Raw genomic sequence first — 24,058 nt, 5'->3', positions numbered from 1 at the left:
TTACTTGCCCCCCTTGGCGGCCTCGGCCCTGAGCTCTTCGACCAGGGCGTCGAGCTTGTCGTCGCTCATCCAGCTGCACATGCGGGTGTTGTTGACGATCATCACCGGCGCATCGCCGCAAGCGCCCATGCACTCGCCTTCCTTCAGCGTGAAGCAGCCATCCGCGGTGGTCTCGTTGTAGTCGATGCCGAGCTTGCGCTTCAGGTAATCGCCAGCCCGCTCGCCGCCCGACAGCGCGCACGGCAGGTTGGTGCAGACCGTGAGCTTGTACTTGCCCACCGGCTTGGTGTCATACATGTTGTAGAAGGTCGCCACCTCTTCCACCCACACGGGCGGCATCTCGAGGTAGTTGGCGACGAACTGCATGACTTCGGGGGAAACCCAGCCCACCTCGCCCTGCGCCACGGCAAGCGCCGCCATCACGGCCGACTGCTTCTGGTCGGCCGGATACTTCGCGATCGCGCGATCGATTTCCTTGAGAGCTTCTGCTGATAGCATGGTCATTGCAGTAAAACGCCGGAGACAGCGCCACCGGGCGTCTCTCCGCAGGTTTGCAGCCGTCGCTGCCGTTCCGCCGGCGGGCCTTAGGCCTTGCCGGTCCGCCGCGGGTCTTCCGGGCGGCTGCGCCCGGCGCAGCCCCTCGGAAAGCGCCCGGATCGTCGTCCGGGCCGGCGGTCCGTGATTAGCGGTCGATCTCGCCGAAGACGATGTCTTGCGTGCCGATGATCGTTACCGCGTCAGCAATCATGTGTCCCTTGGCCATTTCGTCCAGCGCGGCCAGGTGGGGGAAGCCGGGGGCACGGATCTTCAGGCGGTACGGCTTGTTCGCGCCGTCCGAGATCGCGTAGATGCCGAACTCGCCCTTGGGGTGTTCCACCGCCGCGTACGCTTCGCCTTCGGGCACGTGGATGCCTTCGGTGAAGAGCTTGAAGTGGTGGATCAGTTCTTCCATGTTGGACTTCATGTCCACGCGCGAGGGCGGCGCCACCTTGTGGTTCCCGGTGATCACCGGGCCCGGGTTGCGGCGCAGCCAGTCCACGCACTGCCGGATGATGCGGTTGGACTGGCGCATCTCTTCCACGCGCACCAGGTAGCGCGCGTAGCAGTCGCCGCCCACGCCCACCGGCACGTCGAAGTCCAGCTTGTCGTACACCTCGTACGGCTGCTTCTTGCGCAGGTCCCACTCGATGCCCGAGCCGCGCAGCATCGGGCCGGTAAAGCCCATCTGCAGCGCGCGTTCCGGGCTGACCACGCCGATATCCACCAGGCGCTGCTTCCAGATCCGGTTGTCGGTCAGCAGCGTCTCGTATTCGTCGACGTACTTCGGGAAGCGGTTGGTGAAATCTTCGATAAAGTCCAGCAGCGAGCCCGAACGGGCCTCGTTCATGGCCTTGATGGCGCGCTCGTTGTGTACCTTGGACGCACGATATTGCGGCATCGTGTCAGGCAGGTCACGGTACACGCCGCCCGGACGGTAGTAGGCCGCGTGCATGCGCGCGCCCGACACCGCCTCGTACATGTCGAACATGTCCTCGCGTTCGCGGAAGGCGTACAGGAACACCGCCATCGCGCCAACGTCGAGCGCGTGCGAACCGATCCACATCAGGTGGTTCAGCAGGCGGGTGATCTCGTCGAACATCACGCGGATGTACTGCGCGCGCACCGGCACTTCCAGGCCCAGCAGCCGCTCGATCGCCATCACGTAGGCGTGCTCGTTGACCATCATCGACACGTAGTCGAGGCGGTCCATGTACGGCACGCTCTGGATCCAGGTCTTCTGCTCGGCCAGCTTTTCGGTGGCACGGTGCAGCAGGCCGATATGCGGGTCGGCGCGCTGGATGACTTCGCCGTCCAGTTCCAGCACCAGGCGCAGCACGCCGTGCGCGGCCGGGTGCTGCGGGCCGAAGTTCAGGGTGTAATTCTTGATATCTGCCATGACGCGTTCTCAGTACTCCACGCCGCCGTACTTGTCCTCGCGAATCACGCGCGGCGTGAGTTCGCGCGGCTCGATCGTGACCGGCTGGTAGATGACCCGCTTCTGGTCGGGGTCGTAGCGCATCTCGACAAAGCCGGAAACCGGGAAGTCCTTGCGGAACGGGTGGCCGACGAAACCGTAGTCGGTCAGGATGCGGCGCAGGTCCGGATGGCCGTCGAACACGATGCCGTAGAAATCGAAGGCTTCGCGCTCGAACCAGTTGACCGAGTTCCACACGTTGATCAGCGACGGCAGCACCGGGAAGTCATCGTCGCTGGCGAACGCGCGCAGGCGCAGGCGCCAGTTGTACGTGACCGACAGCAGCTGCGAGACCGCGGCAAAGCGCAGGCCGTCCCATGCGCCGTCGCCGTACTCGGAATAATCGACGCCGCACAGGTCGATCAGCTGCTCGAAGCGCAGCGAGGGGTCGTCGCGCAGGATCTGCGCCACTTCCAGGTAGTCGTCGGCCTTGACGACCAGCGTCAGTTCGCCGGTCGCTTCAACCAGTTTCTGCACGCGCTTGCCGAGAGCTTTCTCGAGCGCGGCCTTCAGGGTATCGAGCTTCGCCATTTCAGCCCTTGCGCGCGATGGTGTTGGTACGCTTGATCTTGTTCTGCAGCTGGATCACGCCGTAGATCAGCGCCTCGGCCGTGGGCGGGCAGCCCGGCACGTAGATATCCACCGGCACGATCCGGTCGCAGCCACGCACCACCGAATACGAGTAGTGGTAGTAGCCGCCGCCGTTGGCGCACGAGCCCATCGAGATCACCCAGCGCGGTTCCGCCATCTGGTCGTAGACCTTGCGCAGCGCGGGGGCCATCTTGTTGCACAGCGTGCCGGCCACGATCATCACGTCCGACTGGCGCGGCGACGGGCGGAAAATCACGCCGAAGCGGTCCATGTCGTAGCGCGCGGCGCCGGCATGCATCATTTCCACGGCACAGCAGGCCAGGCCGAAGGTCATCGGCCACAGCGACCCGGTGCGGGTCCAGTTGATCAGCTTGTCAGCGGTAGTCGTGACAAAGCCTTCGTTGAGAACGCCTTCGATTGCCATTTCACATCACTCCCAATCGAGCGCGCCCTTTTTCCAGATGTAGACGAAGCCCACGATGAATTCCAGCAGAAACACGCCCATGGCGATGAAACCCGGCCAGCCGATATCCCGCAGGGCGACACCCCACGGAAACAGGAAGGCGGTTTCGAGATCGAACAGGATAAACAGGATGGCGATGAGGTAGTAGCGCACGTCGAACTTCATGCGCGCGTCCTCGAACGCTTCGAAGCCGCACTCGTACGGCGACAGCTTCGCGGGATCGGGCTTGTTCGGACCGAGGATCCGACCGATCGACATCAGTGCCACGCCAAGCACGACACCGAAGATGATGAAGATGAGAACGGGGAAGTAGGCTTCGAGATTCAAGGTACGGCCAGCCTTATCTGGAATGTTGTCAACAGCACCAGCTGAAGCGGCGTCCTGTTGCCCACCCCAGGCGCTAAGCCATGAGAATCATGGCGCGCCGCCTTGCGGACTGCCGGAGCCCCATGCGCGGGTGCATTGCCCGGCCAGGGACTCCGATCAAGTTGTTTGGTGCCGACGGCGAGACTCGAACTCGCACAGCTTTCGCCACTACCCCCTCAAGATAGCGTGTCTACCAATTTCACCACGTCGGCTGGGGGAGAAACAATATTGCCTGGCGCCGGGTTTTCAGGCCCTTCAGGTCCGTTGCAAAGGCTTACGTCTTTGCGTGGAACCCATCGCTGGGGAATCGTTTCAAGCCTTGCATTCTAACCCAAATTTCTTGCTTTGTTCAACGCACAACTGCAAAAAAACTCAGGAATCCGCCGCAAGGCAATCGGATTATTTCGGAACGGCAGGGGCTGCCGGCGCCGACGCGTCCGCGGCCGGAGCTGCGGCAGGCGCCGAGGCACCGGCGACGGCGGGCGCCGATGCCGGCGCCGCGCCCATCACGCCCAGCGATGCCGCGGGCTTGTAGTTGCCCAGCAGCGTCAGCGCCAGCGTGCAGACAAAGAACAGTGTGGCCAGCACGGCGGTGGTGCGCGACAGGAAGTTTGCCGAGCCGGTGGCGCCGAACAGGCTGCCGGAGGCGCCCGAGCCGAAGGCCGCGCCCACATCGGCGCCCTTGCCATGCTGGATCAGCACCAGGCCGATTACGCCCAGCGCCGACAACACCTGCAGCACCACCAACAAAGTCTTGAAGATTGCCATTTGATTTAAATAAGCTTACTTGCCTGATCGGTCGATCGGAACGGCCGGCATTCAGGCGTTGCCGATCGCGAGAAAATCTTCCGACTTCAGCGAGGCGCCACCAATCAGGCCCCCGTCGATATCGGTCATCGAAAACAGTTCGGCCGCATTGTCAGGCTTGACGCTGCCGCCGTACAAAATCGCCATGCGCCCGGCCACGCCGGCATCGCGCGCGGCCACCTGGCCGCGCAGGAAGGCATGCACCGCCTGCGCCTGCGCGCTGGTCGCGGTCTTGCCGGTACCGATGGCCCACACCGGCTCGTAGGCCAGCACCACGCGGCCCAGCTGCTCCACCGTCAGCGTGTCCAGCACGGCCTGCAGCTGCCTGCCGACCACCGCCTCGGTCTCGCCCGCCTCGCGCTGGGCCAGGGTCTCGCCCACGCAAACCACCGGGACGATGCCGAACTCGAGCGCGCGCAGCGCCTTGGCGGCGACGGCCTGGTCGGTCTCGCCATGGTAGGTGCGGCGCTCGGAGTGGCCGACCAGCACGTAGGTGCAGCCGAATTCGCCCAGCATCGATGCCGCGACTTCGCCGGTGAAGGCGCCGCGCGCCTCCGCCGATACGTCTTGTGCCCCCCAGGCCACCCTGGAGCCATTCAGCAGCGCCTGGCATTGTGCAAGATAGGGGAATGGCGCGCAGACCGCCAGCGTCGCGCCGGTCACACCAGCGCCAGCCTGGATGCCTTCCAGCAGCGCCGCGTTGGCAGCCAGGCTGCCGTGCATCTTCCAATTGCCGATGACGAGCTTTTGTCTCACGAGGTGCCCCTCCCAAATCAAACCCGCTATTGTAGCGTGTGGCAGGGGCAAGGCGCTACGCCCGCCGGTTTACCAGGTCAGCACGATCTTGCCGATATGCTCGCTCGACTCCATCAGCCGGTGCGCGTCGGCCGCCTGCGCGGCCGGGAACACCTGGTGGATCACCGGCTTGATCTTGCCGGCCGCCAGCAGCGGCCACACCTGCTCGTGCAGCGCCGCGGCGATCCTGCCCTTGAACGATGCCGGGCGCGGGCGCAGCGTCGAGCCGGTCACGGTGATGCGCCGACGCAGGATATCGCCCAGCGGAATTTCGGCCTTGGCGCCGCCCAGCAGCGCGATGATGACGATGCGGCCATCGTCGGCGATGCACTTGAGCTCGCGCGCCAGGTACGGGCCGGCGACCATGTCGAGGATCACGTCGACACCCTTGCCGCCGGTCAGCGCGGCGACTTCGGCAACGAAGTCCTGGGTCTTGTAGTTGATCGCGCGATCGGCGCCGAGGTCTTCGCAGGCCTTGCACTTTTCGTCGGTGCCGGCGGTGACGAACACCTTGAAGCCCAGCGCCTTGGCGATCTGGATCGCGGTGGTGCCGATGCCGCTCGAGCCGCCCTGGATCAGCAGGGTCTCGTCCTTGCCGCGCGGGCCCTGGCCCAGGTAGCCGCGGTCGAACACATTGCTCCACACGGTGAAGAAGGTCTCGGGCAGCGCCGCGGCCTCGATATCGCTCAGGCCTTGCGGCGCGGGCAGGACCTGCGCCAGCGGCGCCGTGCACAGCTGCGCGTAGCCGCCGCCCTGCACCAGCGCGCAGACGCGGTCGCCGGCCTTCAGGCCGAAGCGGTTGTCGGCATGGTCCAGGTCGCCGCCCACCACCACGCCCGCCACTTCGAGGCCAGGCAGGTCCGACGCGCCCGGCGGCACCGGGTAGTTGCCGGTGCGCTGGAACACATCCGGACGGTTGACGCCGGCGGCAGCCACGCGGATCAGGATCTCGCCCGCGCCCGGCACCGGGTCGGGACGCTCGGTCAGCTGTAGGACTTCGGGGGCACCGTATTCGCGGATCTCGATGGCTTGCATGCTTGCTGCTCCTTGTCTTCTGTCGGGTCGGTGTGAGCTTGCGCTCGATAGGGGTGCCGGCAGTGTAAACAAAAAAACGGCTGGACATGATCCAGCCGTTTTCTGGTGGCGCCCCCGTCCGGAGGCGCCGTCGGGCAACACTGCCCGTGGGCTTACTGCTGTTCCGAACCACCGGCCGGCGCTGCCGGCGCGGCGGCTTCGCCGGCGTTGATCGGGCTGATGCTGCCGCCCTCTTCGGCCAGCGCGGCCTTCAGCGACAGGCGCAGGCGGCCCTTCTCGTCGGCCTGGATCAGCTTGACGCGGACCTGCTGGCCTTCCTTCAGCCAGTCCTTGATGTCCTTGACACGCTCGTTGACGATTTCCGAGATGTGCAGCAGGCCGTCCTTGCCCGGCAGGATGTTGACGATGGCGCCAAAGTCCAGCAGCTTCAGCACGGTGCCGGCGTAGATCTTGCCCACTTCGGCTTCCGCGGTGATGCCCTCGATGCGGCGCTTGGCTTCGGCCATGCCGTCGGTCGAGGTCGAGGCGATGGTGATGGTGCCGTCTTCCTGGATGTCGATGGTGGTGCCGGTTTCCTTGGTCAGCGCCTGGATGGTCGAGCCGCCCTTGCCGATCACTTCGCGGATCTTGTCCGGATGGATCTTCATGGTGATCATGCGCGGCGCGTGCGCCGACAGCTCGGTTCGGGCGTGGCCCATCGCTTCCTGCATGTTCGACAGGATATGCAGGCGGCCTTCCTTGGCCTGCGCCAGCGCGACCTGCATGATCTCCTTGGTGATGCCCTGGACCTTGATGTCCATCTGCAGCGCGGTGATGCCGTTGTCGGTACCCGCCACCTTGAAGTCCATGTCGCCCAGGTGGTCTTCATCGCCCAGGATGTCGGTCAGCACGGCAAACTTGTTGCCTTCCAGGATCAGGCCCATGGCCACGCCGGCCACGTGCGCCTTGACCGGAACGCCGGCGTCCATCAGCGCCAGGCAGCCGCCGCAGACCGAAGCCATCGACGACGAGCCGTTCGATTCGGTGATTTCCGAAACCAGGCGGATGGTGTAGGCGAACTCATCGTCCTTCGGCAGCACCGGGATCAGTGCGCGCTTGGCCAGGCGGCCATGGCCGATTTCACGGCGCTTCGGGCTGCCCACGCGGCCGGTCTCGCCGGTGGCGAACGGAGGCATGTTGTAGTGGAGCATGAAGCGGTCGCGGTACTCGCCGGCCAGCGCGTCGATGATCTGCTCGTCGCTCTTGGTGCCCAGCGTGGCCACCACCAGCGCCTGCGTTTCACCACGGGTGAACAGCGCCGAGCCGTGCGCGCGCGGCAGCACCGACGAACGGATCTCGATCGGGCGCACGGTGCGGGTGTCGCGGCCGTCGATGCGCGGCTCGCCGTTCAGGATCTGGCCGCGCACAATCTTGGCTTCCAGGTCGAACATGATGTTGCCGACTTCCACCTTGTCGGCTTCGACGCCGGCTTCGGCCAGTGCGGCGGCGACGCTGGCCGACACTTCCTTCAGCTTCTGGCTGCGCGCCGACTTCTGGCGCAGCTGGTAGGCTTCCTGCAGCAGCGGCAGCGCGACTTCGGTGACCTTGGCGATCAGCGGCTCGTTCTTGGCCGCCGGGGCCCAGTCCCACTCCGGCTTGCCGCCTTCGCGCACCAGGTCATGGATGGCGTTGATGGCGACCTGCATCTGCTCGTGGCCGTAGACCACGGCGCCCAGCATCACGTCTTCGGACAGCTGGTTGGCTTCCGATTCCACCATCAGCACGGCGCGCTCGGTGCCGGCGACGATCAGGTCCAGGTCGGACGTGGCGAGCTGCGAGCGGGTCGGGTTCAGCAGGTACTGGCCGTCCTTGTAGCCGACGCGCGCGGCGCCGACCGGACCGCTGAACGGGATGCCCGACACGGCCAGCGCGGCCGAGGCGCCGATCAGCGCGGGGATGTCGGCGGGCACGTCCGGGTTCAGCGAGACCACGTGGACCACCACCTGGACCTCGTTATAGAAGCCTTCCGGGAACAGCGGACGCAGCGGACGGTCGATCAGGCGCGAGGTCAGGGTCTCGTTTTCCGACGGACGGCCTTCGCGCTTGAAGAAGCCGCCGGGGATCTTGCCGGCGGCGTAGGTCTTCTCGATGTAGTCGACGGTCAGCGGGAAGAAGTCCTGGCCCGGCTTCGGGTTCTTGGCGGCGACCACGGTCGCCAGCACCACGGTGTCTTCCACATCGACCAGCACGGCACCGCCGGCCTGGCGGGCGATTTCGCCGGTTTCCATGCGGACCGTGTGCTGGCCCCACTGGAATTCCTTGACGACCTTGTTGAACATGGACATGAGCATTCCTTGACTTGCATGCTGGCCGCGCGATTCACGCAATGACACGCGCGCGGCCTGCGACGCCTGCGTTCTCAGCCGCAGGCAAACTGCCGGGTTGCCGGTCGCAGTCTCAGGGAAGTGCTATGCCATTCCAGCGCGGCACCGGCGTTGCCGATGCCGTGCTGGAATGACACAAAGCCCTGTTTCCTTGCCCGATCCGGGGTGTTGAATAAAAAGAACAACTTACTCCGTTGCGCAGCTTGCCGCAACGGCGCCCGCACCATCGAAATGGCCGGGCGGCGTGAAGCGAAAATCACTCCAGGTACAGCCTGCATTGCCGGCGCAGCGGATTCGCCCCGCCAGAAATGCAAAATGCCTGCCCAGCAATGCTGAAGCAGGCATCGAGGCCTCACGCGAAACCGTGCAAACCCAGGAATCGCGCTGCCATCGGACGCAACCTTACTTGCGCAGACCCAGCTTTTCGATCAGGGCGCGGTAACGGTCGGCATCGTTCGACTTGAGGTAGTCCAGCAGGCGGCGACGGCGGCTCACCATGCGCAGCAGGCCGCGGCGGCTGTGGTGGTCCTTCATGTTGGCCTTGAAGTGCGGGGTCAGTTCGTTGATGCGGGTGGTCAGCAGGGCCACTTGCACTTCGGGGCTGCCAGTGTCGTTGGCGCCACGTGCGAACTGCTTGATGACTTCGGACTTGTTGATATCGGCGACTGCCATGATGATTTCCTTTCACTTGCGAACGCCACAGCGCGGGATGCGCCGCATGCGTCGTGCCATTAATGACTGGCTGCTGCCGCCACCGGGCCGGGGCCAGACGACGACAGCCGCGGATTATAGCCGAAAAGCCGGCGCAGGAGTACCCGCCGCCCCGCCGCTCACGGACGCTCCATCCTGCAGGTGGTCGGCAGCGTGGTCTGCGCGGCCTTGAGCTTGCGCACGGTGCGGAAGCCGTAGCCCGAGCCCTCGTTGTCGAAGCGCACCGCGCCACCCTGGCGCTCCATCACCGACACGTACAGCGGCTGCAGCACCTGGTGGTCGTCGGCCCGCACGGTGGCCTCGTGGAAGTCGTTGACGTAGCGCATGTGCTCCAGCGCGCGCGCCACCTTCACCGCATCGGTGGAGCCGGCCTGCGTGATCGCGCGCGCCAGCATCTCGACCATCATCTGCATGCGCAGGTGGACATAGTCGTCCTTCGGCTCGGGGTAGCGCGCGCGGAATTCCTGGTAGAACGCGTCGGAAGCCGCCCCGCCCACGTTGGGATGCCATTCCGCCACCGCCATCACGCGCCCGACCCCGGCATCGCCCATGGCCGCCGGCGCGCCCAGACCGTTGCCGTAGAAGGTATAGAACTTGGCCCGCAGCCCGCCCTCGCGCGCGGCCTTGACCATCAGCGTCAGGTCGTTGCCCCAGTTGCCGGTGATGACCGCGTCGGCGCCGCTGCCCTTGATCTTGGCGATATACGGCGCGAAGTCCTTGATCTTGCCGATCGGGTGGAACTCGTCGCCGACGATCTGGATATCGGGCCGCCGCGCCGCCAGCATCTCGCGCGCCGAGCGCGCCACCTGGTGGCCGAAGCTGTAGTCCTGGTCGATCAGGTACACGCGGCGCACGGACTGGTCCTGGCGGATGACCTCGGTCAGCGCCTGCATGCGCATGTCGGCGCTGGCATCGAATCGGAAATGCCAGAAGCTGCAGTTCTCGTTGGTCAGGCTGGGATCGACCGCCGAATAGTTCAGGAACAGCACGCGCGCGTCCGGCTGGCGCGCGTTGTGGCGGTTGATCGCCGACACCAGCGCACCCGCCACCGCCGAGCTGTTGCCCTGCAGCACAAAGGGAATGCGCTTGTCGGTCAGCGCGCGCAACTGGATCAGGCTTTCATCGACATTGCCCTTGCTGTCGAAGGTGACCAGCTCCAGCGGCCGCGCGCCCTCGGCGGTCTTCACGCCGCCGCGCGCATTGATGCGCTCGATCGCCAGGCGCAGGTTGCGCGCCACCGCTTCGCCGGCATTGGCGAACGGGCCGGACAGGCCGTCGATCATGCCCAGCCGGATCGGCTCCTGCGCCGATGCGCCCGCCGCTGCCGCCAGCAACAACCCGCCCAGCCACCCCCGCCACCACGCCGCAACCGTCATTCGTCTCTCCTGGAAAGCGCTGGATGGTACGGCAGCGTCCGGTTGCGGGCAAACCCCGGCGCCGCCCGCTGCTGCGCCGCCGGTTCCACGGAGAACCGCCCCTTTTATCGGAAGATCCGCACGAAAGCAGCGTCTGGCGCACACACCGCCCGCCGCGGCACTACACTTGCGGTATCGACACCCAAGACATCGAACGAGGTCCAGCCATGAATTCCGTCATCGCCAAGGGGGTGCGCCGTCTCGTGCTGGCGCTGGGCGTTGCCCTGCTGTCCGCCTGCGCCACGCTGATGCCGGAGCAGGAAGGCAGCCGCCTGGTAGGCCAGCCGCAAGCCGCGGTGCAGGCGATGTTCGGGCCGCCCACCGATGTGTTCCCGCTGCGCGACGGCACCACGCGCTGGATCTACTCGAAGCAGCCGATGGGCCAGTATGCCTATGGCGCCGACTTCGACCGCAACGGCAACCTGACCGCGTTCCGCAACATGCTGTCGACCCCGGAGCTGTACAAGGCGCAGGTCAACACCTGGACCAAGCGCGACGTGGCCGAGCATTTCGGCATGACGCGGCTGCCGGTCAGCTACTACCCGCGCATGCGCAACGAGGTCTGGTCCTACCGTTTCCGCCACGAAGACGTCTGGCCGTCGCTGTTCCATTTCTATTTCGACGATGCCGGCGTGCTGCGCCGGACCCAGATCACGCCCGATCCGCTCTACGACCCCGACGAGCGCCGCCTTTTCTGATGCGCCGCCGGCCCGCACATGAAAAAGCCCGCCATCCCCGGGTTGGGCATGGCGGGCCTGGTCCGTACGTTCAGGCCGGGTAGGCCTTCCGTCGTCTGCGCTGGAGCCTGGGTCAGATCTGCGGGTTGATCTTCTGCACGGCCTTGTCGTGCAGCTTGTTCAGCGCGGCCAGGTAGGCCTTGGCCGAGGCCGCGACGATATCCGGGTCGGTACCGACGCCGTTGACGATGCGTCCGGCCTTGGACAGGCGCACGGTCACTTCGCCCTGGGCCTCGGTGCCGCCGGTGATGGCGTTCACCGAGTACAGCACCATCTCGGCGCCGCTGGCCACGCGCGACTCGATCGCGTGCAGCGTGGCGTCGACCGGGCCGTTGCCCTCGCCCTCGCCGCTCTGCTCCTGCCCGTCCATGCTGAACACCACGCGCGCATGCGGGCGCTCGCCGGTCTCGGAGCGCTGCGACAGCGAGATAAAGCGGAAGTGTTCGTTGGCGTCATGCTGGGCCTCGTTCGAGACGATGGCCATGATGTCTTCGTCGAAGATCTCGGACTTCTGGTCGGCCAGCTCCTTGAAGCGCGTGAAGGCGGCGTTGACCTCGGTCTCGCTCTCCAGCTCGATGCCCAGTTCCTGCAGGCGCTGCTTGAAGGCGTTGCGGCCCGACAGCTTGCCCAGCACGATCTTGTTGGCGGTCCAGCCTACATCTTCCGCGCGCATGATCTCGTAGGTATCGCGCGCCTTGAGCACGCCGTCCTGGTGGATACCCGAGGCATGCGCGAAGGCGTTGGCGCCGACCACGGCCTTGTTCGGCTGCACCGCGAAGCCGGTGATCTGCGATACCAGCTTCGACGCCGGCACGATCTGCGTGGTGTCGATGCCGAGGTCCAGGTTGAAGTAGTCGCGGCGGGTCTTGACCGCCATCACCACTTCTTCCAGGCTGGTGTTGCCGGCCCGTTCGCCCAGGCCATTGATGGTGCATTCGATCTGGCGCGCGCCGGCCATCTTGACCGCCGCCAGCGAGTTGGCCACCGCCATGCCCAGGTCGTTATGGCAGTGCACCGACCACACCGCCTTGTCCGAGTTGGGAATGCGCTCGCGCACCGAGCGGATCAGCGCGGCATAGCCTTCCGGCACGGCGTAGCCCACGGTATCGGGCAGGTTGATGGTGGTCGCGCCCTCGGCGATCACGCCTTCGAGCACGCGGCACAGGAAGTCCATGTCCGAGCGGCTGCCGTCTTCCGGCGAGAACTCGATATCGTCGGTGAACTGGCGCGCAAAGCGCACCGCCAGGCGGGCCTGCTCGTACACCTGGTCCGGCGTCATGCGCAGCTTCTTCTCCATGTGCAGCGCCGAGGTGGCGATGAAGGTGTGGATGCGGAACGAGTTGGCGGGCTTGAGCGCCTCGGCGGCTCGGGCGATGTCCTTGTCGTTGGCGCGGGCCAGCGAGCAGATGGTGGAGTCCTTGACCACCTGCGCGATCGAGCGGATCGCTTCGAAGTCGCCATTGGAGCTCGCCGCGAAACCGGCCTCGATCACATCGACCTTCAGGCGTTCCAGCTGGCGCGCGATGCGGATCTTTTCCTCGCGCGTCATCGACGCGCCGGGCGATTGTTCGCCGTCACGCAAGGTGGTGTCGAAAATGATGAGTTTGTCAGACATGGTGTGGAGCTCCTGATTGCTTGTCGTGTGCTGTCCCCGGCATGCTGCGTCCGGGGCTTTACCGCCTGTTCCGCGCTCCACGGCTGTGGAATGCAAAACGCCCCGGCGTGCATGGAGCAGGCCGGGGCGTTGGAAAATTCCTTGCGGATTTCGCGCTAAGGGGTAAGTCCGTCCTTAGCGCGCGCGCGTCCCGACCTGATGGCCTAGTAGGCCACCTAGGGTGGTGCGGGCGATTAGGACTTGGCGCGAAATCATGGCTGCGACTATAGCGGACTTGGCGCGCGCGTGCAACACAGGGTTTTGCCGCACGCGCCGCCGGCCGCGGAATGGAATTGCCTCAGCCCTTGGGCGGGATGCGCAGCTTCTGGCCCGGGTAGATCTTGTCCGGGTGGCTCAGCATCGGCTTGTTGGCCTCGAAGATCTTGTTGTATTCCGCGCCGTTGCCGTAGGCCGCCTGCGCGATCGCCCACAGCGTGTCGCCCTTGACCACGGTATGCCATTGCGACTCGGCCGACTCGACGTTGACCGACATCTTGTCCTCGACCTTGTCGACGCCCTCGACATTGCCGGCGCACAGGATGATCTTCTCGCGCGTGGCCTGGTCGGGCGCCACGCCGAACACGGTGACCAGGCCCTGCGAGCCGTCGACCTGCACCATCAGCCCGGTCGCGTCCAGCCCCATCTTCCTGATATACGCCTCGATCGCGTCGCCGGCGGCGCGATTGGCGGCATCGACCTTCTCCGCCGATGCATCCGCCGCGGCCGCGGCCTGCGCGGCCTTGGCCTCGCCGGTGCCGAACAGCTTTTCTCCCGCTTCCTTGATGAAGTCGAACATGCCCATGACATCCTCCTGACGGTGAGTGGAAAAAACACTGCAGAGTGCCACGACCGGACGGCCGCAGCATGAAAACAATGGTGAATTCCGCAATGCATGAAGGGCGCCTGGGCGCCCTTCTGCGTTTTACTCGCGCGGCTTCTTCTCGATCGCCGGCTTGCCGTGCAGGGCCCGCCAGGCCCACAGCACATAGCCGGAAATCGCGTAGGCCACGAACAGCCCGAACAGCGCCACCGGCGGATCGGTCGAGACCACCACGAACAGCACCAGGACCACCACCATCATGCCGAACGGCACGCGGTAACGCACGTCGAGCGCCTTGCCGCTGTAGAACGGCGCGTTGGACACCATCGACAGCCCGGCGTACAGCGTGATGCCGAACGCCACCCACGGCATCCACAGCTCCTTGACCGGCAGCTTGTTGTCGATCACCAGCCAGACGAAGCCGGCCACCAGCGCGGCGGCCGCCGGGCTGGGCAGCCCCTGGAAGAAGCGCTTGTCGACCACGCCGATATTGGCGTTGAAGCGCGCCAGCCGCAGCGCCGCGCACGTGCAGTAGACAAAGGCTGCAATCCAGCCCCACTTGCCCAGGTCATGCAGGATCCATTCGTACATCACCAGCGCCGGCGCGACGCCGAACGAGGTCATGTCCGACAGCGAGTCATACTGCTCGCCGAACGCGCTCTGCGTATTGGTGATGCGCGCCACGCGCCCGTCCATGCCATCGAGCACCATGGCCGCGAAGATGGCGATGGCGGCGGCGTCGAAGCGCATGTTCATCGCCTGCACGATGGCGAAGAAACCGGCGAACAGCGCCGCGGTGGTGAAGGCGTTGGGCAGCAGGTAGATGCCGCGCCGGCGCGGGCGCTGGTAGACGATGTCGTGGTCGTCGGCGGCTTCGTCGTCGAAGTCGTCGTCGGCGCCGCGCAGCTGGTTGTGGCGGAACGGCCGCAGGTGGGTCACGTTGCCGCTGTTGCTGCGCTTGTTACGTCGATGGAAGGCAACCATCACAGTCCTCCGGTCGGGCCGCGGCTCACTGCACGTCGAGTTCGGCGAGGATGGTCGACGAGGCCGACACCTTCTCGCCGATGGTCACGCGCGGGCGCGCATCGAGCGGCAGGTACACGTCGACGCGCGAGCCGAAGCGGATAAAGCCGTAGCGCTGGCCGCGCGAGAGATTGTCGCCGACCTTGGTGTAGCACAGGATGCGGCGCGCCACCAGGCCGGCCACCTGCACCAGCGTCACCAGCTGGCCGTCGGCCGCGCGGCGGATCAGCACGGCGTTGCGTTCGTTCTCGGTCGACGCCTTGTCGAGGTCGGCATTGACGAACTTGCCGGGGAAGTATTCGACCTTCTCCACCGCGCCGTCGACCGAGACCCGGTTCGAGTGCACGTTGAAGACGTTCATAAAGACGCTGATCTTCAGCGCCTCGCGGTTGGCGTACGGGTCCATGGTCTTCTCGACCACGACGATGCGGCCGTCGGCCGGCGCGAGCACGGCATTGGGCTGCGACGGGATCGGACGCGGCGGATCGCGGAAGAACTGCAGCACGAACACCGTGATGATCCACAGCGGCAACGCCCACCAGAAGCCCGCGCTGGCGTGCACCAGCAGCGAGATGACAAAGGCGCCGGCCAGGAACGGCCAGCCTTCACGGGCGATCAGCGGATGAGGATAGTTCATGCAGTACGTGTTTCGGTGGATACGGGCCAAGGCAAGGCGGCATCGCCGCGGCACGCATGTGCCGCGAGAGCAGTCTGCGGCACGCCTTGCCCAAAAAGTTCGACAAGGATAACAAAAAGCCGTTCAGGTCCCGGCAATCCCCTTCCGATGATAGAAGGGCAAGGCACGGAACGCTGAACGGCTTCGGCCCGCCGCCGTGCGGCGCGGGCCATCAGGCAGCGCTAAAGCTTAGTTCTTCGACTGGTCGACCATCTTGTTCTTGGCGATCCACGGCATCATGGCGCGCAGCTTCTCGCCGACCACTTCGATCTCGTGCTCGGCGTTCAGGCGGCGGCGCGAGATCAGGGTCGGGGCGCCGGCCTTGTTCTCGAGCAGGAAGCTCTTGGCGTATTCGCCGGTCTGGATGTCCTTCAGGCACTGCTTCATCGCCTTCTTGGTTTCCTCGGTCACCACGCGCGGGCCGGTGACGTATTCACCATATTCGGCGTTATTGGAGATCGAGTAATTCATGTTGGCGATGCCGCCTTCGTAGATCAGGTCGACGATCAGCTTCAGTTCGTGCAGGCACTCGAAGTAGGCCATTTCCGGCGCGTAGCCGGCTTCCACCAGCGTCTCGAAGCCGGCCTTGATCAGCTCGACAGTACCGCCGCACAGCACGGCCTGCTCGCCGAACAGGTCGGTTTCGGTTTCTTCGCGGAAGTTGGTCTCGATGATGCCGGCACGGCCGCCGCCGTTGGCGGTGGCGTACGACAGCGCGATGTCACGGGCGGCGCCGGACTTGTTCTGGTGCACGGCGATCAGGTGCGGCACGCCGCCGCCTTGCGTGTAGGTGGCGCGCACGGTGTGGCCCGGGGCCTTCGGCGCGATCATGATCACGTCCAGGTCGGCGCGCGGGATCACTGCACCGTAGTGCACGTTGAAGCCGTGGGCGAAGGCCAGCGCGGCGCCTTCCTTGATGTTGGCGTGCACTTCGTTCTTGTACACGTCGGCGATCTGCTCGTCCGGCAGCAGGATCATGACCACGTCGGCGTTCTTGACGGCGTCGGCCACTTCCTTGACCTGCAGGCCGGCGTTGACGGCCTTGTTCCACGACGCGCCGCTCTTGCGCAGGCCGACCGTCACGTTGACGCCCGAATCCTTCAGGTTCAGCGCGTGGGCATGGCCCTGCGAGCCATAGCCGATGATGGTGACGTTCTTGCCCTTGATCAGGGAGAGGTCGGCGTCCTTGTCGTAAAACACTTTCATGATCATTCCTTCAATCTCTGTCTTTTGTATGAGAGGAGCGGCATCCTCGCGCGCATCGTGTGCGCCCGGATCGCGCCGCCCCGGGGATACTGCGTGAAGCCGTCGGGTGCGCCGTCGGTTGAGCCCGGGCCGGTCAGACCTTCAGGATGCGCTCGCCGCGGCCGATGCCCGAGCCGCCGGTACGGACGGTCTCCAGGATGGCGGTGCGGTCGATCGCGTCCAGGAACGCATCGAGCTTGACGCCGTTGCCGGTCAGCTCGATGGTGTAGGTCTTCTCGGTGACATCGATGATGCGGCCGCGGAAGATGTCGGCGGTGCGCTTCATTTCCTCGCGCTCCTTGCCCACCGCGCGCACCTTGACGAGCATCAGCTCGCGTTCGATGTGCGCGCCTTCGGTCAGGTCGACCACCTTGACCACCTCCACCAGCCGGTTCAGGTGCTTGGTGATCTGTTCGATCACGTCGTCCGAGCCGGAGGTGACGATGGTCATGCGCGACAGCGAGGCATCCTCGGTGGGTGCCACGGTCAGCGTCTCGATGTTGTAGCCGCGGGCCGAGAACAGGCCCACCACGCGCGACAGCGCGCCCGGTTCGTTTTCCAGCAGGACCGAAATGATGTGTCGCATTTACAGGTCCTCCGCGCCGAGCAGCATTTCGGAAATGCCCTTGCCGGCCTGGACCATCGGCCAGACGTTTTCGGTGGGATCGGTCTGGAAGTCCAGGAACACGGTACGGTCCTTCAGGCGGAACGCCTCGCGCAGCGCCGGCTCGACGTCGGCGGTCTTCTCGACGCGCATGCCGACGTGGCCATAGGCCTCGGCCAGCTTGACGAAATCAGGCAGCGCGTCCATGTAGGAATGCGAGTAGCGGTTGTCGTACTCGATCTCCTGCCACTGGCGCACCATGCCCAGGTAGCCATTGTTGAGCGAGCAGATCTTCACCGGGGTGTCGTACTGCAGGCAGGTCGACAGTTCCTGGATGCACATCTGGATCGAGCCCTCGCCGGTGATGGTGACGACTTCCTTTTCCGGGAATGCCTTCTTGATGCCCATCGCGTACGGCAGGCCCACGCCCATCGTGCCCAGGCCGCCGGAGTTGATCCAGCGGCGCGGCTCGTCGAACTTGTAGAACTGCGCGGCCCACATCTGGTGCTGGCCGACGTCGGAGCAGATAAAGGCATCGCCCTTGGTCAGTTCCCAGATTTTTTCGACCACGTACTGCGGCTTGATGATCTCGGAGCTGCGGTCGTACTTCAGGCAGTCCACCGAGCGCCATTGCTCGATCTGCTCCCACCACTTCGCCAGCGCCTCGCGCTTGGGCTTGATGTCGCTGGCCTTGATCTGGGCGATCAGTTCCTGCAGCACGTCCTTGACGTTGCCGACGATGGGGATGTCGACCTTGACGCGCTTGGAAATCGACGACGGGTCGATGTCGATATGGATGATCTTGCGCGCCTGCGAGGTGAAGTGCGACGGGTTGCCGATCACGCGGTCGTCGAAGCGGGCACCGATGGCGATCAGCACGTCGCAGTTCTGCATCGCCATGTTGGCTTCATACGTGCCGTGCATGCCGAGCATGCCGACGAACTGCTTGCTGGTGCCGGGGAACGCGCCCAGGCCCATCAGCGTGTTGGTCACCGGGTGGCCGGTCAGCGCCGCCAGCTGGCGCAGCTCGTCGCTGGCATTGGCCAGCACCACGCCGCCGCCGGTGTAGATGTACGGACGCTCGGCATTCTGCAGCAGCGCCACCGCCTTGCGGATCTGGCCCGAGTGGCCCTTGTTGACCGGGTTGTACGAGCGCATGTCGATCGACCTGGGGTACTCGTACTTGCAGGCATTGCGCGAGACATCCTTGGGGATGTCCACCACCACCGGGCCGGGACGGCCGGTTGAGGCAATGAAGAATGCCTTCTTGATGGTCGCGGCAAGGTCGCGCACGTCCTTGACCAGGAAGTTGTGCTTGACGATCGGGCGGGTGATGCCGACGGTGTCGCACTCCTGGAAGGCGTCCTGGCCGATGGCGTGGGTCGGCACGTTGCCGGTGATCACCACCATCGGGATCGAGTCGAGGTACGCGGTGGCGATACCGGTGACGGCATTGGTCACGCCGGGACCGGAGGTCACCAGCGCCACGCCCACCTTGCCGGTTGCGCGTGCGTAGCCATCCGCGGCATGGACCGCGGCCTGCTCGTGGCGCACCAGGATGTGCTCGAACTTGGTTTGCTTGTGGAGCTCGTCGTAGATGTACAGCACTGCGCCGCCGGGGTAGCCCCAGACGTACTCGACGCCTTCTTCGGCAAGTGCGTGAACGAGAATTTCCGCCCCGATCATTTCGGGTGCGGCAGATGAATTGCTGTCGGCGTGGGAGAATTCCGCGCTGGGCATGTTCATTTCAGTCCTTTGCAATTTTCGGCAAAAAATTGTTTGGATGCTCTCTGCCGGGCTTGTGGCTCGGGTTCAAGCGGTGCGCGTCTGCATGGAAGACCGCCTCATAAGCGGCCGGATGAGACAACCACTGATGTCGTGTGAACCGACGATGATACTGCAATGCACCAGCGCGGTCTACGGTTCTTTGTAGCGCCGGTACCCGGAAGTTCCCCCGATTTGTCATTTCGTTTGCATGCCGTCATGTATGCCACGCCATACAAAACGGTACAGCGCGGCGAATTTTTGCTAGCATCGCAGCACATTGGGGCGCCGCGCGCCCCCGGAAGCACATTCACCAGAACCGGGCCCCGGGTCCCGGCGCAACAAGCCCCAACCGCCTGAATGGCCACCGACCAGGAACTGTCCGCCTTTCTTGCCAGCGTCGAGCGGCGCGCCTTCAAGCAGGCCGTGTTCGCCGTCCGCGACGACGAAGCCGCGCTCGACATCGTGCAGGACGCCATGATCAAGCTGGCCGAGAAATATGGCGACAAGGGTGCCGCGGAACTCGCGCCGCTGTTCCAGCGCATCCTGCAGAACACCATCCATGACTGGTTCCGGCGCCAGAAGGTGCGCAATACCTGGGTCTCGCTGTTTTCCAGCCTGCGCGACGACCGCGACGGCGGCGACGACAACGACCTGCTGGAGACGCTCGAGGCACAGGCCGGCTCCGCATCGGCCGAAAGCAGCGCCGACAAGGTCGAGCGCGCCCAGGTCATGCACATCATCGAGCAGGAGATCCAGCGCCTGCCCACGCGTCAACGCCAGGCGTTCCTGATGCGTTACTGGGAAGATATGGACGTCGCCGAAACCGCGGCCGTGATGGGCTGCTCCGAAGGCAGCGTCAAGACGCACTGTTCCCGTGCCACGCACACACTTGCGCAGGCCCTGCGCGCACGGGGGGTCCGACTATGAGCAGAAACGACAAAGACATCCGCGAACGCCGCTTTGCCCATGAGATTCGCGCGGCACTCGACGCCGGCGCCGACGCCTTGCCGGCCGACATTTCCGAACGGCTCGCCGCCGCGCGCCGGATCGCGGTCGCCCGCAAGAAGGCCGAGGCGCCCGTGCTGGTGCCGCAGCTGGCCATGCCGGGCGCGCACGCGCCGCTGTTCGACGACGACGCCTCGCCGCTGCACCGAGCCGGCGCCTGGCTGCGCCGGCTCGGCCTGGTGTGGACGCTGGTGGCGCTGGGCGCCGGCCTGGTGGGCATCTACCACTGGCAGGAACAGAAGCGCATCGAGGAGCTGGCCGATATCGACGCCGCCATGCTGCTCGACGACCTGCCGCCCACGGCCTATGCCGACGAGGGCTTCCACGTGTTCCTGAAACACGGGCAGTAGCATGATGCGCCCGCTCCCCCGCCCCGACGCCCTGCGCCGCCGGCTGGCCGCCTTGCTGGCCGGCGCCGGCGCAGCCGCATGCTGGGCGCTGCTTCCCGCCGCGGCCCAGGCACAGGGTGCATCCACGGTGGACGGAGCCGCCACCAGCCCTCCCGCCCAGCCGGCCCAGCCGGTCAGCGCCAGGCCCGCCTGGGCCGACCTGAGCCCCGTCAACCAGCGCATCCTGGCGCCGCTGCAGCCGCTGTGGGACAGCATGCCGGAGCTGAACCGACACAAGTGGCTGCGCATCGCCGCGCGCTATCCGAAATACTCGCCGGCCGAGCAGGCACGGCTGCAGGCGCGCATGGCGGAGTGGGTCAGGATGACCCCGCAGCAACGCCGGCTGGCGCGCGAGAACTACCAGATCACGCGCTCGCTGCCGACCCAGAAGAAGGCCGAGGCCTGGGACAAGTACCAGCAGCTTTCCGAAGAACAGAAGAAGAAGCTGGCCGCCGCCGACCACGTGCCGCGCCGCCCCGGCGCGGTCAGCGCGCTGCCCAGCGGCAAGCGCCTGCCCAGCGACACCGGCCGCCAGCTGCGCCACGAGCACAAGACGGGCACGGGCCACGGTGGCCACCCCACCGGCACGCCTGCCAGCGAGGTCGCGGCGCAGCCGGCCACCGCGGCAGCGGCCGCCGGCTCCGCCCCTGCCGTCGCCACCCCTGCCGCGACCCCGCCAACGCCCGCGAGCGCAGCGCTCCCCGCCGCTGCCGCGCCGGCTTCCGCGGCCGCCCACGCTCCCACCGAAGCGGCGGCCGCGGCGTCCGACGCCACCGTGCGTCAGTAATTCGCAGCCATTCATTCGCAGGCCGTTTGGCATAATGGCCGTTTGACGCCGGCCAGCGCACGCGGGCCTGCTCCGCCAGGCCCGCACCGGCATCCGCATGCCGCGCGCCGGCGCCCTGTTCAGACCGCCATCCATGCCCGCTGCCACGCTCGAACCCGCACCCCCTGCCACCCCCGCCGCCGCGCCGGCCGCCCCGCCGCTGCGCCGCCGCATCGCCTGCATGCTTTATGAAGGCGTGCTGCTGTTCGGCGTGCTGAGCGCCTCCACTGCCGCCTACCTGCTGCTGCGGCCGCTGCTGCAGAAGCTGGGCGTGGACGGGCCGCTGGTGATCCAGCTGTGGAGCTTCCTGGTGATGGGGCTGTATTTCACCTGGTTCTGGCAGCGCAACGGCCAGACCCTGGCAATGCAGACCTGGCGCATGCGCGTCGAGAACGCCGCGGGCGTGCCGCCGCGCTGGCCGCAGGCGGCGCTGCGCTACGTGCTGGCGTGGCTGTGGCTGCCGCCGTCGGCCGCCGTCGGCCATCTGCTCGGGCTGGTCAAGGGCCCGTTCGTCGGCGTGCTGTGCGCCGGCCTGCTGGTCTGGATCCTGCTGGCCTGGCTCGATCCGCGCCGCCAGTTCCTGCATGACCGGCTGGCCGGCACGCGCCTGACCGACCTGCGCACCAAGCCATGAGCCTGGGCGCCGCCGGCATCCGCCGCGTCGCGGTGACCGTGCAGGCAGCCGCGGCGCTCGGCATTGCCGCGGCGCTGGTGCGCACCGCCGCCTGGCCGTGGCCCGGGGCGCTCGCCGCGGGCGCGGGGCTGATCCTGGGCGGCTTCGCCAGCGGCATTGCCCTTGCCTTCGCGCTGAGCGGGCGCGGCCTGTGGGTCGGACGCGGCAATCATCCGCCCGCGCCGCCCGCCGAACTTGCCGCCACCCGCCGGCCGCTGCGGCTGGCCGAGGCCTTGCGCTGCTACGCCGCCGAATGCCTGGCGGTGCTGCGCATGTTCGACTGGCTGCAGCCGTTCCGCGCCCGGGCCCCGTTCGCGCCGGCCGACAACGCCCGGCCCGGACGCGATGCCCCGCCGGTGCTGCTGGTCCATGGCTATGCCTGCGGCCAGGCCGTGTGGCTCGACATGCAGCCGGCGCTGGCCGCCGCCGGCTACCGCTGCCAGGGCATCGACCTGGAACCCGTGTTCGGCGATATCGACGACTACGCGCACGCGCTGCTGGCGGCGATGCGGCGCATCCGCGCCGAAAGCGGGCGCGCGCCGCTGCTGCTCTGCCACAGCATGGGCGGACTGGCCGCGCGCGCCGCGCTGCGGCTGGCCGGCGACGAAGACGCCTGCGCCGGCATCGTGACGCTGGGCAGCCCGCACCACGGCAGCGCGCTGGCGCGCTTTGGCGGCGGCCACAATGCGCGCCAGATGCGTTGCGGCAGCCCCTGGCTGCGCGCGCTGGCGGCTGCAGAGACCCCGCGGCTGCGCGCCCGCATGATCTCGATCTTCAGCTGGCACGATTCGATCGCCGGGCCGCCCTGCACCGGGTGGCTCGACGGCGCCGGCCATATCGCGCTGTCCGGCATCGGCCATGTGTCGCTGCTGCGCCATCCGGCCGCGGTGCGCGCCGTGCTCGACGCGCTGGCCGAGCTGTCCGCGCGCGGCCGCTGAGCCCGGCCCTGCCCGCGCTGTGCCGCGGCAGCAACGATTCATATGTCAGTCATGTTTTCGTCACCGTGCCGTCACCGCGGGCTGGCTGAATGCAGCCATCGCCGCAACCGGGACTGGCATGGTGCAAGCAATCCGATCTGCCCGCGGGTATCTGTCTAAGGCCTCGCAACTGGCGCCGTGGCTGCGCCGCAGCGCTGACAGCGGCCCCGCCGCGCCGGTGACCGCCTTCATGGCCCCGGCGCTCGATGGCGCCACGCTGGCGCCGCCGCACGAAGCGCAGCAGACCTACCCGCCCGAGCCGCACCCGATCCAGCGCTACCGCGCCATCTGGCTGTCCGACATCCACCTGGGAACGCCCGGCTGCCAGGCCGACTACCTGCTGGACTTCCTCAAGCACAACGAGTCCGACCAGCTCTACCTGGTCGGCGACATCATCGACGGCTGGCAGCTGCGCCGCGGCTGGTACTGGCCGCAAAGCCACAACGACGTGGTGCAGAAGCTGCTGCGCAAGGCGCGCAAGGGCACCGAGGTGATCTACGTGCCCGGCAACCACGACGAAGCCGCGCGCCAGTTCGACGGCATGGCCTTCGGCGACATCACCGTGCGCGAAGAGGCGATCCACGTCACCGCCACCGGGCGCCGCCTGTGGGTGGTGCATGGCGACCTGTTCGACGGCGTGGTGCAGCACGCGCGCTGGCTGGCCTATGTCGGCGATTCGCTGTACACGATGATCCTGGCGCTGAACCGGCACTTCAACAGCCTGCGTGCACGCCTGGGCTTTCCGTACTGGTCGCTGTCTCAGTACCTGAAGCACCAGGTCAAGAACGCGGTCAACTACATCGGCGCGTTCGAGAGTGCGATGGTCGACGAGGCGCGCCGCCGCGGCTGCGACGGCGTGGTCTGCGGCCACATCCACAAGGCCGAGATCCGCGAGGTCAACGGCCAGCTCTACTGCAACGACGGCGACTGGGTCGAAAGCCTGTCGGCGCTGGTCGAAACCCTGGAAGGCGAACTGAAGATCGTCTACTGGACCGAGCTGCTCGACGCCCCCGCGCCCGCCATGCGCCGCCGGCGCCGCGCTGCCGTGGCCGGCTGAGCCGGGACGTTTGCGCCCTTGGCTTGTCGCCGCGCGCCTGGCGCC

Annotated in this window: 25 protein-coding genes and 1 tRNA gene; 7 read left to right on the top strand and 19 right to left on the bottom strand. The window is 66.5% G+C overall.

Going from position 1 to position 24,058, the window contains the following annotated elements; genetic code table 11:
- The 12 genes from nuoE to CBM2594_RS06085 all read right to left on the bottom strand — a co-directional run bounded on the left by nuoE (position 1) and on the right by CBM2594_RS06085 (position 10,521).
- Entirely contained in the window at positions 1-498 is a 498-nt protein-coding gene (gene nuoE, locus CBM2594_RS06140; RefSeq protein WP_116357712.1) for an NADH-quinone oxidoreductase subunit NuoE, read from the bottom strand.
- Positions 499-682: 184 nt separating this feature from the next.
- Entirely contained in the window at positions 683-1,936 is a 1,254-nt protein-coding gene (locus tag CBM2594_RS06135; protein WP_116356052.1) for an NADH-quinone oxidoreductase subunit D, read from the bottom strand.
- Between the two features lie 9 nt (positions 1,937-1,945).
- Positions 1,946-2,545 (bottom strand): NADH-quinone oxidoreductase subunit C, encoded by a 600-nt coding sequence (locus CBM2594_RS06130; protein ID WP_116356051.1) that lies wholly within the window; start codon positions 2,543-2,545, stop codon positions 1,946-1,948.
- 1 nt (position 2,546) lies between these two features.
- Positions 2,547-3,029, bottom strand: a complete 483-nt coding sequence (locus CBM2594_RS06125) for a NuoB/complex I 20 kDa subunit family protein (RefSeq protein ID WP_008643342.1) — start codon at positions 3,027-3,029, stop codon at positions 2,547-2,549.
- A 6-nt stretch (positions 3,030-3,035) separates the two neighbouring features.
- Positions 3,036-3,395, bottom strand: a complete 360-nt coding sequence (locus CBM2594_RS06120; protein WP_010809131.1) for an NADH-quinone oxidoreductase subunit A — start codon at positions 3,393-3,395, stop codon at positions 3,036-3,038.
- A gap of 166 nt (positions 3,396-3,561) precedes the next feature.
- Positions 3,562-3,646, bottom strand: a tRNA-Leu gene (locus CBM2594_RS06115).
- Positions 3,647-3,833: 187 nt separating this feature from the next.
- Positions 3,834-4,202: a preprotein translocase subunit SecG gene (gene secG, locus CBM2594_RS06110; RefSeq protein WP_116356050.1), complete on the bottom strand. Its 369-nt coding sequence runs from the start codon at positions 4,200-4,202 to the stop codon at positions 3,834-3,836.
- 51 nt (positions 4,203-4,253) lie between these two features.
- On the bottom strand, positions 4,254-4,997 hold the full coding sequence (gene tpiA / locus CBM2594_RS06105) for a triose-phosphate isomerase (protein WP_116356049.1): 744 nt from the start codon (positions 4,995-4,997) through the stop codon (positions 4,254-4,256).
- 69 nt (positions 4,998-5,066) lie between these two features.
- Positions 5,067-6,071 carry an NAD(P)H-quinone oxidoreductase gene (locus CBM2594_RS06100; RefSeq protein ID WP_116356048.1) on the bottom strand — a complete coding sequence of 335 codons (1,005 nt, stop codon included), beginning with the start codon at positions 6,069-6,071 and terminating at the stop codon, positions 5,067-5,069.
- A gap of 152 nt (positions 6,072-6,223) precedes the next feature.
- Positions 6,224-8,395, bottom strand: coding sequence for a polyribonucleotide nucleotidyltransferase (gene pnp / locus CBM2594_RS06095; protein WP_116356047.1), 2,172 nt, complete (start codon positions 8,393-8,395; stop codon positions 6,224-6,226).
- A gap of 441 nt (positions 8,396-8,836) precedes the next feature.
- Positions 8,837-9,106, bottom strand: a complete 270-nt coding sequence (rpsO, locus tag CBM2594_RS06090) for a 30S ribosomal protein S15 (RefSeq protein ID WP_010809136.1) — start codon at positions 9,104-9,106, stop codon at positions 8,837-8,839.
- A 158-nt stretch (positions 9,107-9,264) separates the two neighbouring features.
- Complete coding sequence (locus tag CBM2594_RS06085) at positions 9,265-10,521, bottom strand: branched-chain amino acid ABC transporter substrate-binding protein (RefSeq protein WP_116356046.1); 1,257 nt, start codon at positions 10,519-10,521, stop codon at positions 9,265-9,267.
- Between the two features lie 206 nt (positions 10,522-10,727).
- Between CBM2594_RS06085 and CBM2594_RS06080 the strand changes: the two genes are divergently transcribed.
- On the top strand, positions 10,728-11,258 hold the full coding sequence (locus CBM2594_RS06080) for a hypothetical protein (RefSeq protein ID WP_116356045.1): 531 nt from the start codon (positions 10,728-10,730) through the stop codon (positions 11,256-11,258).
- 112 nt (positions 11,259-11,370) lie between these two features.
- Here the strand turns inward: CBM2594_RS06080 and CBM2594_RS06075 are convergent, their stop codons facing one another.
- From CBM2594_RS06075 to CBM2594_RS06045, 7 genes are all read right to left on the bottom strand, one after another.
- Complete coding sequence (locus CBM2594_RS06075; protein ID WP_116356044.1) at positions 11,371-12,912, bottom strand: 2-isopropylmalate synthase; 1,542 nt, start codon at positions 12,910-12,912, stop codon at positions 11,371-11,373.
- A gap of 337 nt (positions 12,913-13,249) precedes the next feature.
- A complete protein-coding gene (gene lysM / locus CBM2594_RS06070; RefSeq protein WP_062797740.1) occupies positions 13,250-13,753 on the bottom strand; it encodes a peptidoglycan-binding protein LysM in 504 nt (167 codons plus the stop codon).
- Positions 13,754-13,873: 120 nt separating this feature from the next.
- Positions 13,874-14,755 (bottom strand): CDP-diacylglycerol--serine O-phosphatidyltransferase, encoded by an 882-nt coding sequence (gene pssA, locus CBM2594_RS06065; RefSeq protein WP_116356043.1) that lies wholly within the window; start codon positions 14,753-14,755, stop codon positions 13,874-13,876.
- Positions 14,756-14,780: 25 nt separating this feature from the next.
- Complete coding sequence (locus CBM2594_RS06060) at positions 14,781-15,431, bottom strand: phosphatidylserine decarboxylase (protein ID WP_116356042.1); 651 nt, start codon at positions 15,429-15,431, stop codon at positions 14,781-14,783.
- A 228-nt stretch (positions 15,432-15,659) separates the two neighbouring features.
- A complete protein-coding gene (gene ilvC / locus CBM2594_RS06055; protein WP_116357711.1) occupies positions 15,660-16,676 on the bottom strand; it encodes a ketol-acid reductoisomerase in 1,017 nt (338 codons plus the stop codon).
- Between the two features lie 133 nt (positions 16,677-16,809).
- Positions 16,810-17,301: an acetolactate synthase small subunit gene (gene ilvN, locus CBM2594_RS06050; protein WP_010809144.1), complete on the bottom strand. Its 492-nt coding sequence runs from the start codon at positions 17,299-17,301 to the stop codon at positions 16,810-16,812.
- Positions 17,302-19,065 carry an acetolactate synthase 3 catalytic subunit gene (locus CBM2594_RS06045; RefSeq protein WP_116356041.1) on the bottom strand — a complete coding sequence of 588 codons (1,764 nt, stop codon included), beginning with the start codon at positions 19,063-19,065 and terminating at the stop codon, positions 17,302-17,304.
- 378 nt (positions 19,066-19,443) lie between these two features.
- Here CBM2594_RS06045 and CBM2594_RS06040 point away from each other — a divergent pair, with 378 nt between their 5' ends.
- From CBM2594_RS06040 to CBM2594_RS06015, 6 genes are all read left to right on the top strand, one after another.
- The gene (locus tag CBM2594_RS06040; RefSeq protein ID WP_116356040.1) at positions 19,444-20,013 is read left to right on the top strand and encodes an RNA polymerase sigma factor; all 570 of its coding nucleotides are present in this window, start codon (positions 19,444-19,446) and stop codon (positions 20,011-20,013) included.
- Positions 20,010-20,441, top strand: a complete 432-nt coding sequence (locus CBM2594_RS06035) for a DUF3619 family protein (RefSeq protein WP_116356039.1) — start codon at positions 20,010-20,012, stop codon at positions 20,439-20,441. The genes CBM2594_RS06040 and CBM2594_RS06035 overlap by 4 nt, the downstream gene beginning before the upstream one ends.
- A 1-nt stretch (position 20,442) precedes the next feature.
- Positions 20,443-21,267, top strand: a complete 825-nt coding sequence (locus CBM2594_RS06030) for a DUF3106 domain-containing protein (protein ID WP_116356038.1) — start codon at positions 20,443-20,445, stop codon at positions 21,265-21,267.
- A gap of 133 nt (positions 21,268-21,400) precedes the next feature.
- On the top strand, positions 21,401-21,940 hold the full coding sequence (locus CBM2594_RS06025; RefSeq protein ID WP_116357710.1) for an RDD family protein: 540 nt from the start codon (positions 21,401-21,403) through the stop codon (positions 21,938-21,940).
- A complete protein-coding gene (locus CBM2594_RS06020) occupies positions 21,937-22,917 on the top strand; it encodes an esterase/lipase family protein (protein ID WP_116356037.1) in 981 nt (326 codons plus the stop codon). Before CBM2594_RS06025 ends, CBM2594_RS06020 begins: the two co-directional genes overlap by 4 nt.
- 118 nt (positions 22,918-23,035) lie before the next feature.
- A complete protein-coding gene (locus CBM2594_RS06015) occupies positions 23,036-24,013 on the top strand; it encodes a UDP-2,3-diacylglucosamine diphosphatase (protein WP_116356036.1) in 978 nt (325 codons plus the stop codon).
- Positions 24,014-24,058: the final 45 nt, after the last annotated feature.

Origin of the sequence: Cupriavidus taiwanensis, from assembly GCF_900249755.1 — a bacterium.
Lineage (GTDB): Bacteria > Pseudomonadota > Gammaproteobacteria > Burkholderiales > Burkholderiaceae > Cupriavidus > Cupriavidus taiwanensis_D.
The sequence above is the reverse complement of the archived record's forward strand: the minus strand, read 5'-3'. Positions and strand labels throughout refer to the sequence as shown.

Bases quoted from the DNA above. Each gene is read 5' to 3' on its own strand.
- CBM2594_RS06100 (WP_116356048.1), bottom strand. From the start codon at position 6,071: ATGCAAGCCATCGAGATCCGCGAATACGGTGCCCCCGAAGTCCTACAG.
- CBM2594_RS06080 (WP_116356045.1), top strand. From the start codon at position 10,728: ATGAATTCCGTCATCGCCAAGGGGGTGCGCCGTCTCGTGCTGGCGCTG.
- CBM2594_RS06130 (WP_116356051.1), bottom strand. From the start codon at position 2,545: ATGGCGAAGCTCGATACCCTGAAGGCCGCGCTCGAGAAAGCTCTCGGC.
- CBM2594_RS06135 (WP_116356052.1), bottom strand. From the start codon at position 1,936: ATGGCAGATATCAAGAATTACACCCTGAACTTCGGCCCGCAGCACCCG.
- nuoE (WP_116357712.1), bottom strand. From the start codon at position 498: ATGCTATCAGCAGAAGCTCTCAAGGAAATCGATCGCGCGATCGCGAAG.
- CBM2594_RS06125 (WP_008643342.1), bottom strand. From the start codon at position 3,029: ATGGCAATCGAAGGCGTTCTCAACGAAGGCTTTGTCACGACTACCGCT.
- pnp (WP_116356047.1), bottom strand. From the start codon at position 8,395: ATGTCCATGTTCAACAAGGTCGTCAAGGAATTCCAGTGGGGCCAGCAC.
- pssA (WP_116356043.1), bottom strand. From the start codon at position 14,755: ATGGTTGCCTTCCATCGACGTAACAAGCGCAGCAACAGCGGCAACGTG.
- CBM2594_RS06015 (WP_116356036.1), top strand. From the start codon at position 23,036: ATGGTGCAAGCAATCCGATCTGCCCGCGGGTATCTGTCTAAGGCCTCG.
- lysM (WP_062797740.1), bottom strand. From the start codon at position 13,753: ATGGGCATGTTCGACTTCATCAAGGAAGCGGGAGAAAAGCTGTTCGGC.
- rpsO (WP_010809136.1), bottom strand. From the start codon at position 9,106: ATGGCAGTCGCCGATATCAACAAGTCCGAAGTCATCAAGCAGTTCGCA.
- CBM2594_RS06025 (WP_116357710.1), top strand. From the start codon at position 21,401: ATGCCCGCTGCCACGCTCGAACCCGCACCCCCTGCCACCCCCGCCGCC.
- CBM2594_RS06045 (WP_116356041.1), bottom strand. From the start codon at position 19,065: ATGAACATGCCCAGCGCGGAATTCTCCCACGCCGACAGCAATTCATCT.
- CBM2594_RS06035 (WP_116356039.1), top strand. From the start codon at position 20,010: ATGAGCAGAAACGACAAAGACATCCGCGAACGCCGCTTTGCCCATGAG.
- ilvC (WP_116357711.1), bottom strand. From the start codon at position 16,676: ATGAAAGTGTTTTACGACAAGGACGCCGACCTCTCCCTGATCAAGGGC.
- CBM2594_RS06060 (WP_116356042.1), bottom strand. From the start codon at position 15,431: ATGAACTATCCTCATCCGCTGATCGCCCGTGAAGGCTGGCCGTTCCTG.
- CBM2594_RS06040 (WP_116356040.1), top strand. From the start codon at position 19,444: ATGGCCACCGACCAGGAACTGTCCGCCTTTCTTGCCAGCGTCGAGCGG.
- CBM2594_RS06075 (WP_116356044.1), bottom strand. From the start codon at position 12,912: ATGTCTGACAAACTCATCATTTTCGACACCACCTTGCGTGACGGCGAA.
- secG (WP_116356050.1), bottom strand. From the start codon at position 4,202: ATGGCAATCTTCAAGACTTTGTTGGTGGTGCTGCAGGTGTTGTCGGCG.
- CBM2594_RS06085 (WP_116356046.1), bottom strand. From the start codon at position 10,521: ATGACGGTTGCGGCGTGGTGGCGGGGGTGGCTGGGCGGGTTGTTGCTG.
- CBM2594_RS06020 (WP_116356037.1), top strand. From the start codon at position 21,937: ATGAGCCTGGGCGCCGCCGGCATCCGCCGCGTCGCGGTGACCGTGCAG.
- ilvN (WP_010809144.1), bottom strand. From the start codon at position 17,301: ATGCGACACATCATTTCGGTCCTGCTGGAAAACGAACCGGGCGCGCTG.
- CBM2594_RS06030 (WP_116356038.1), top strand. From the start codon at position 20,443: ATGATGCGCCCGCTCCCCCGCCCCGACGCCCTGCGCCGCCGGCTGGCC.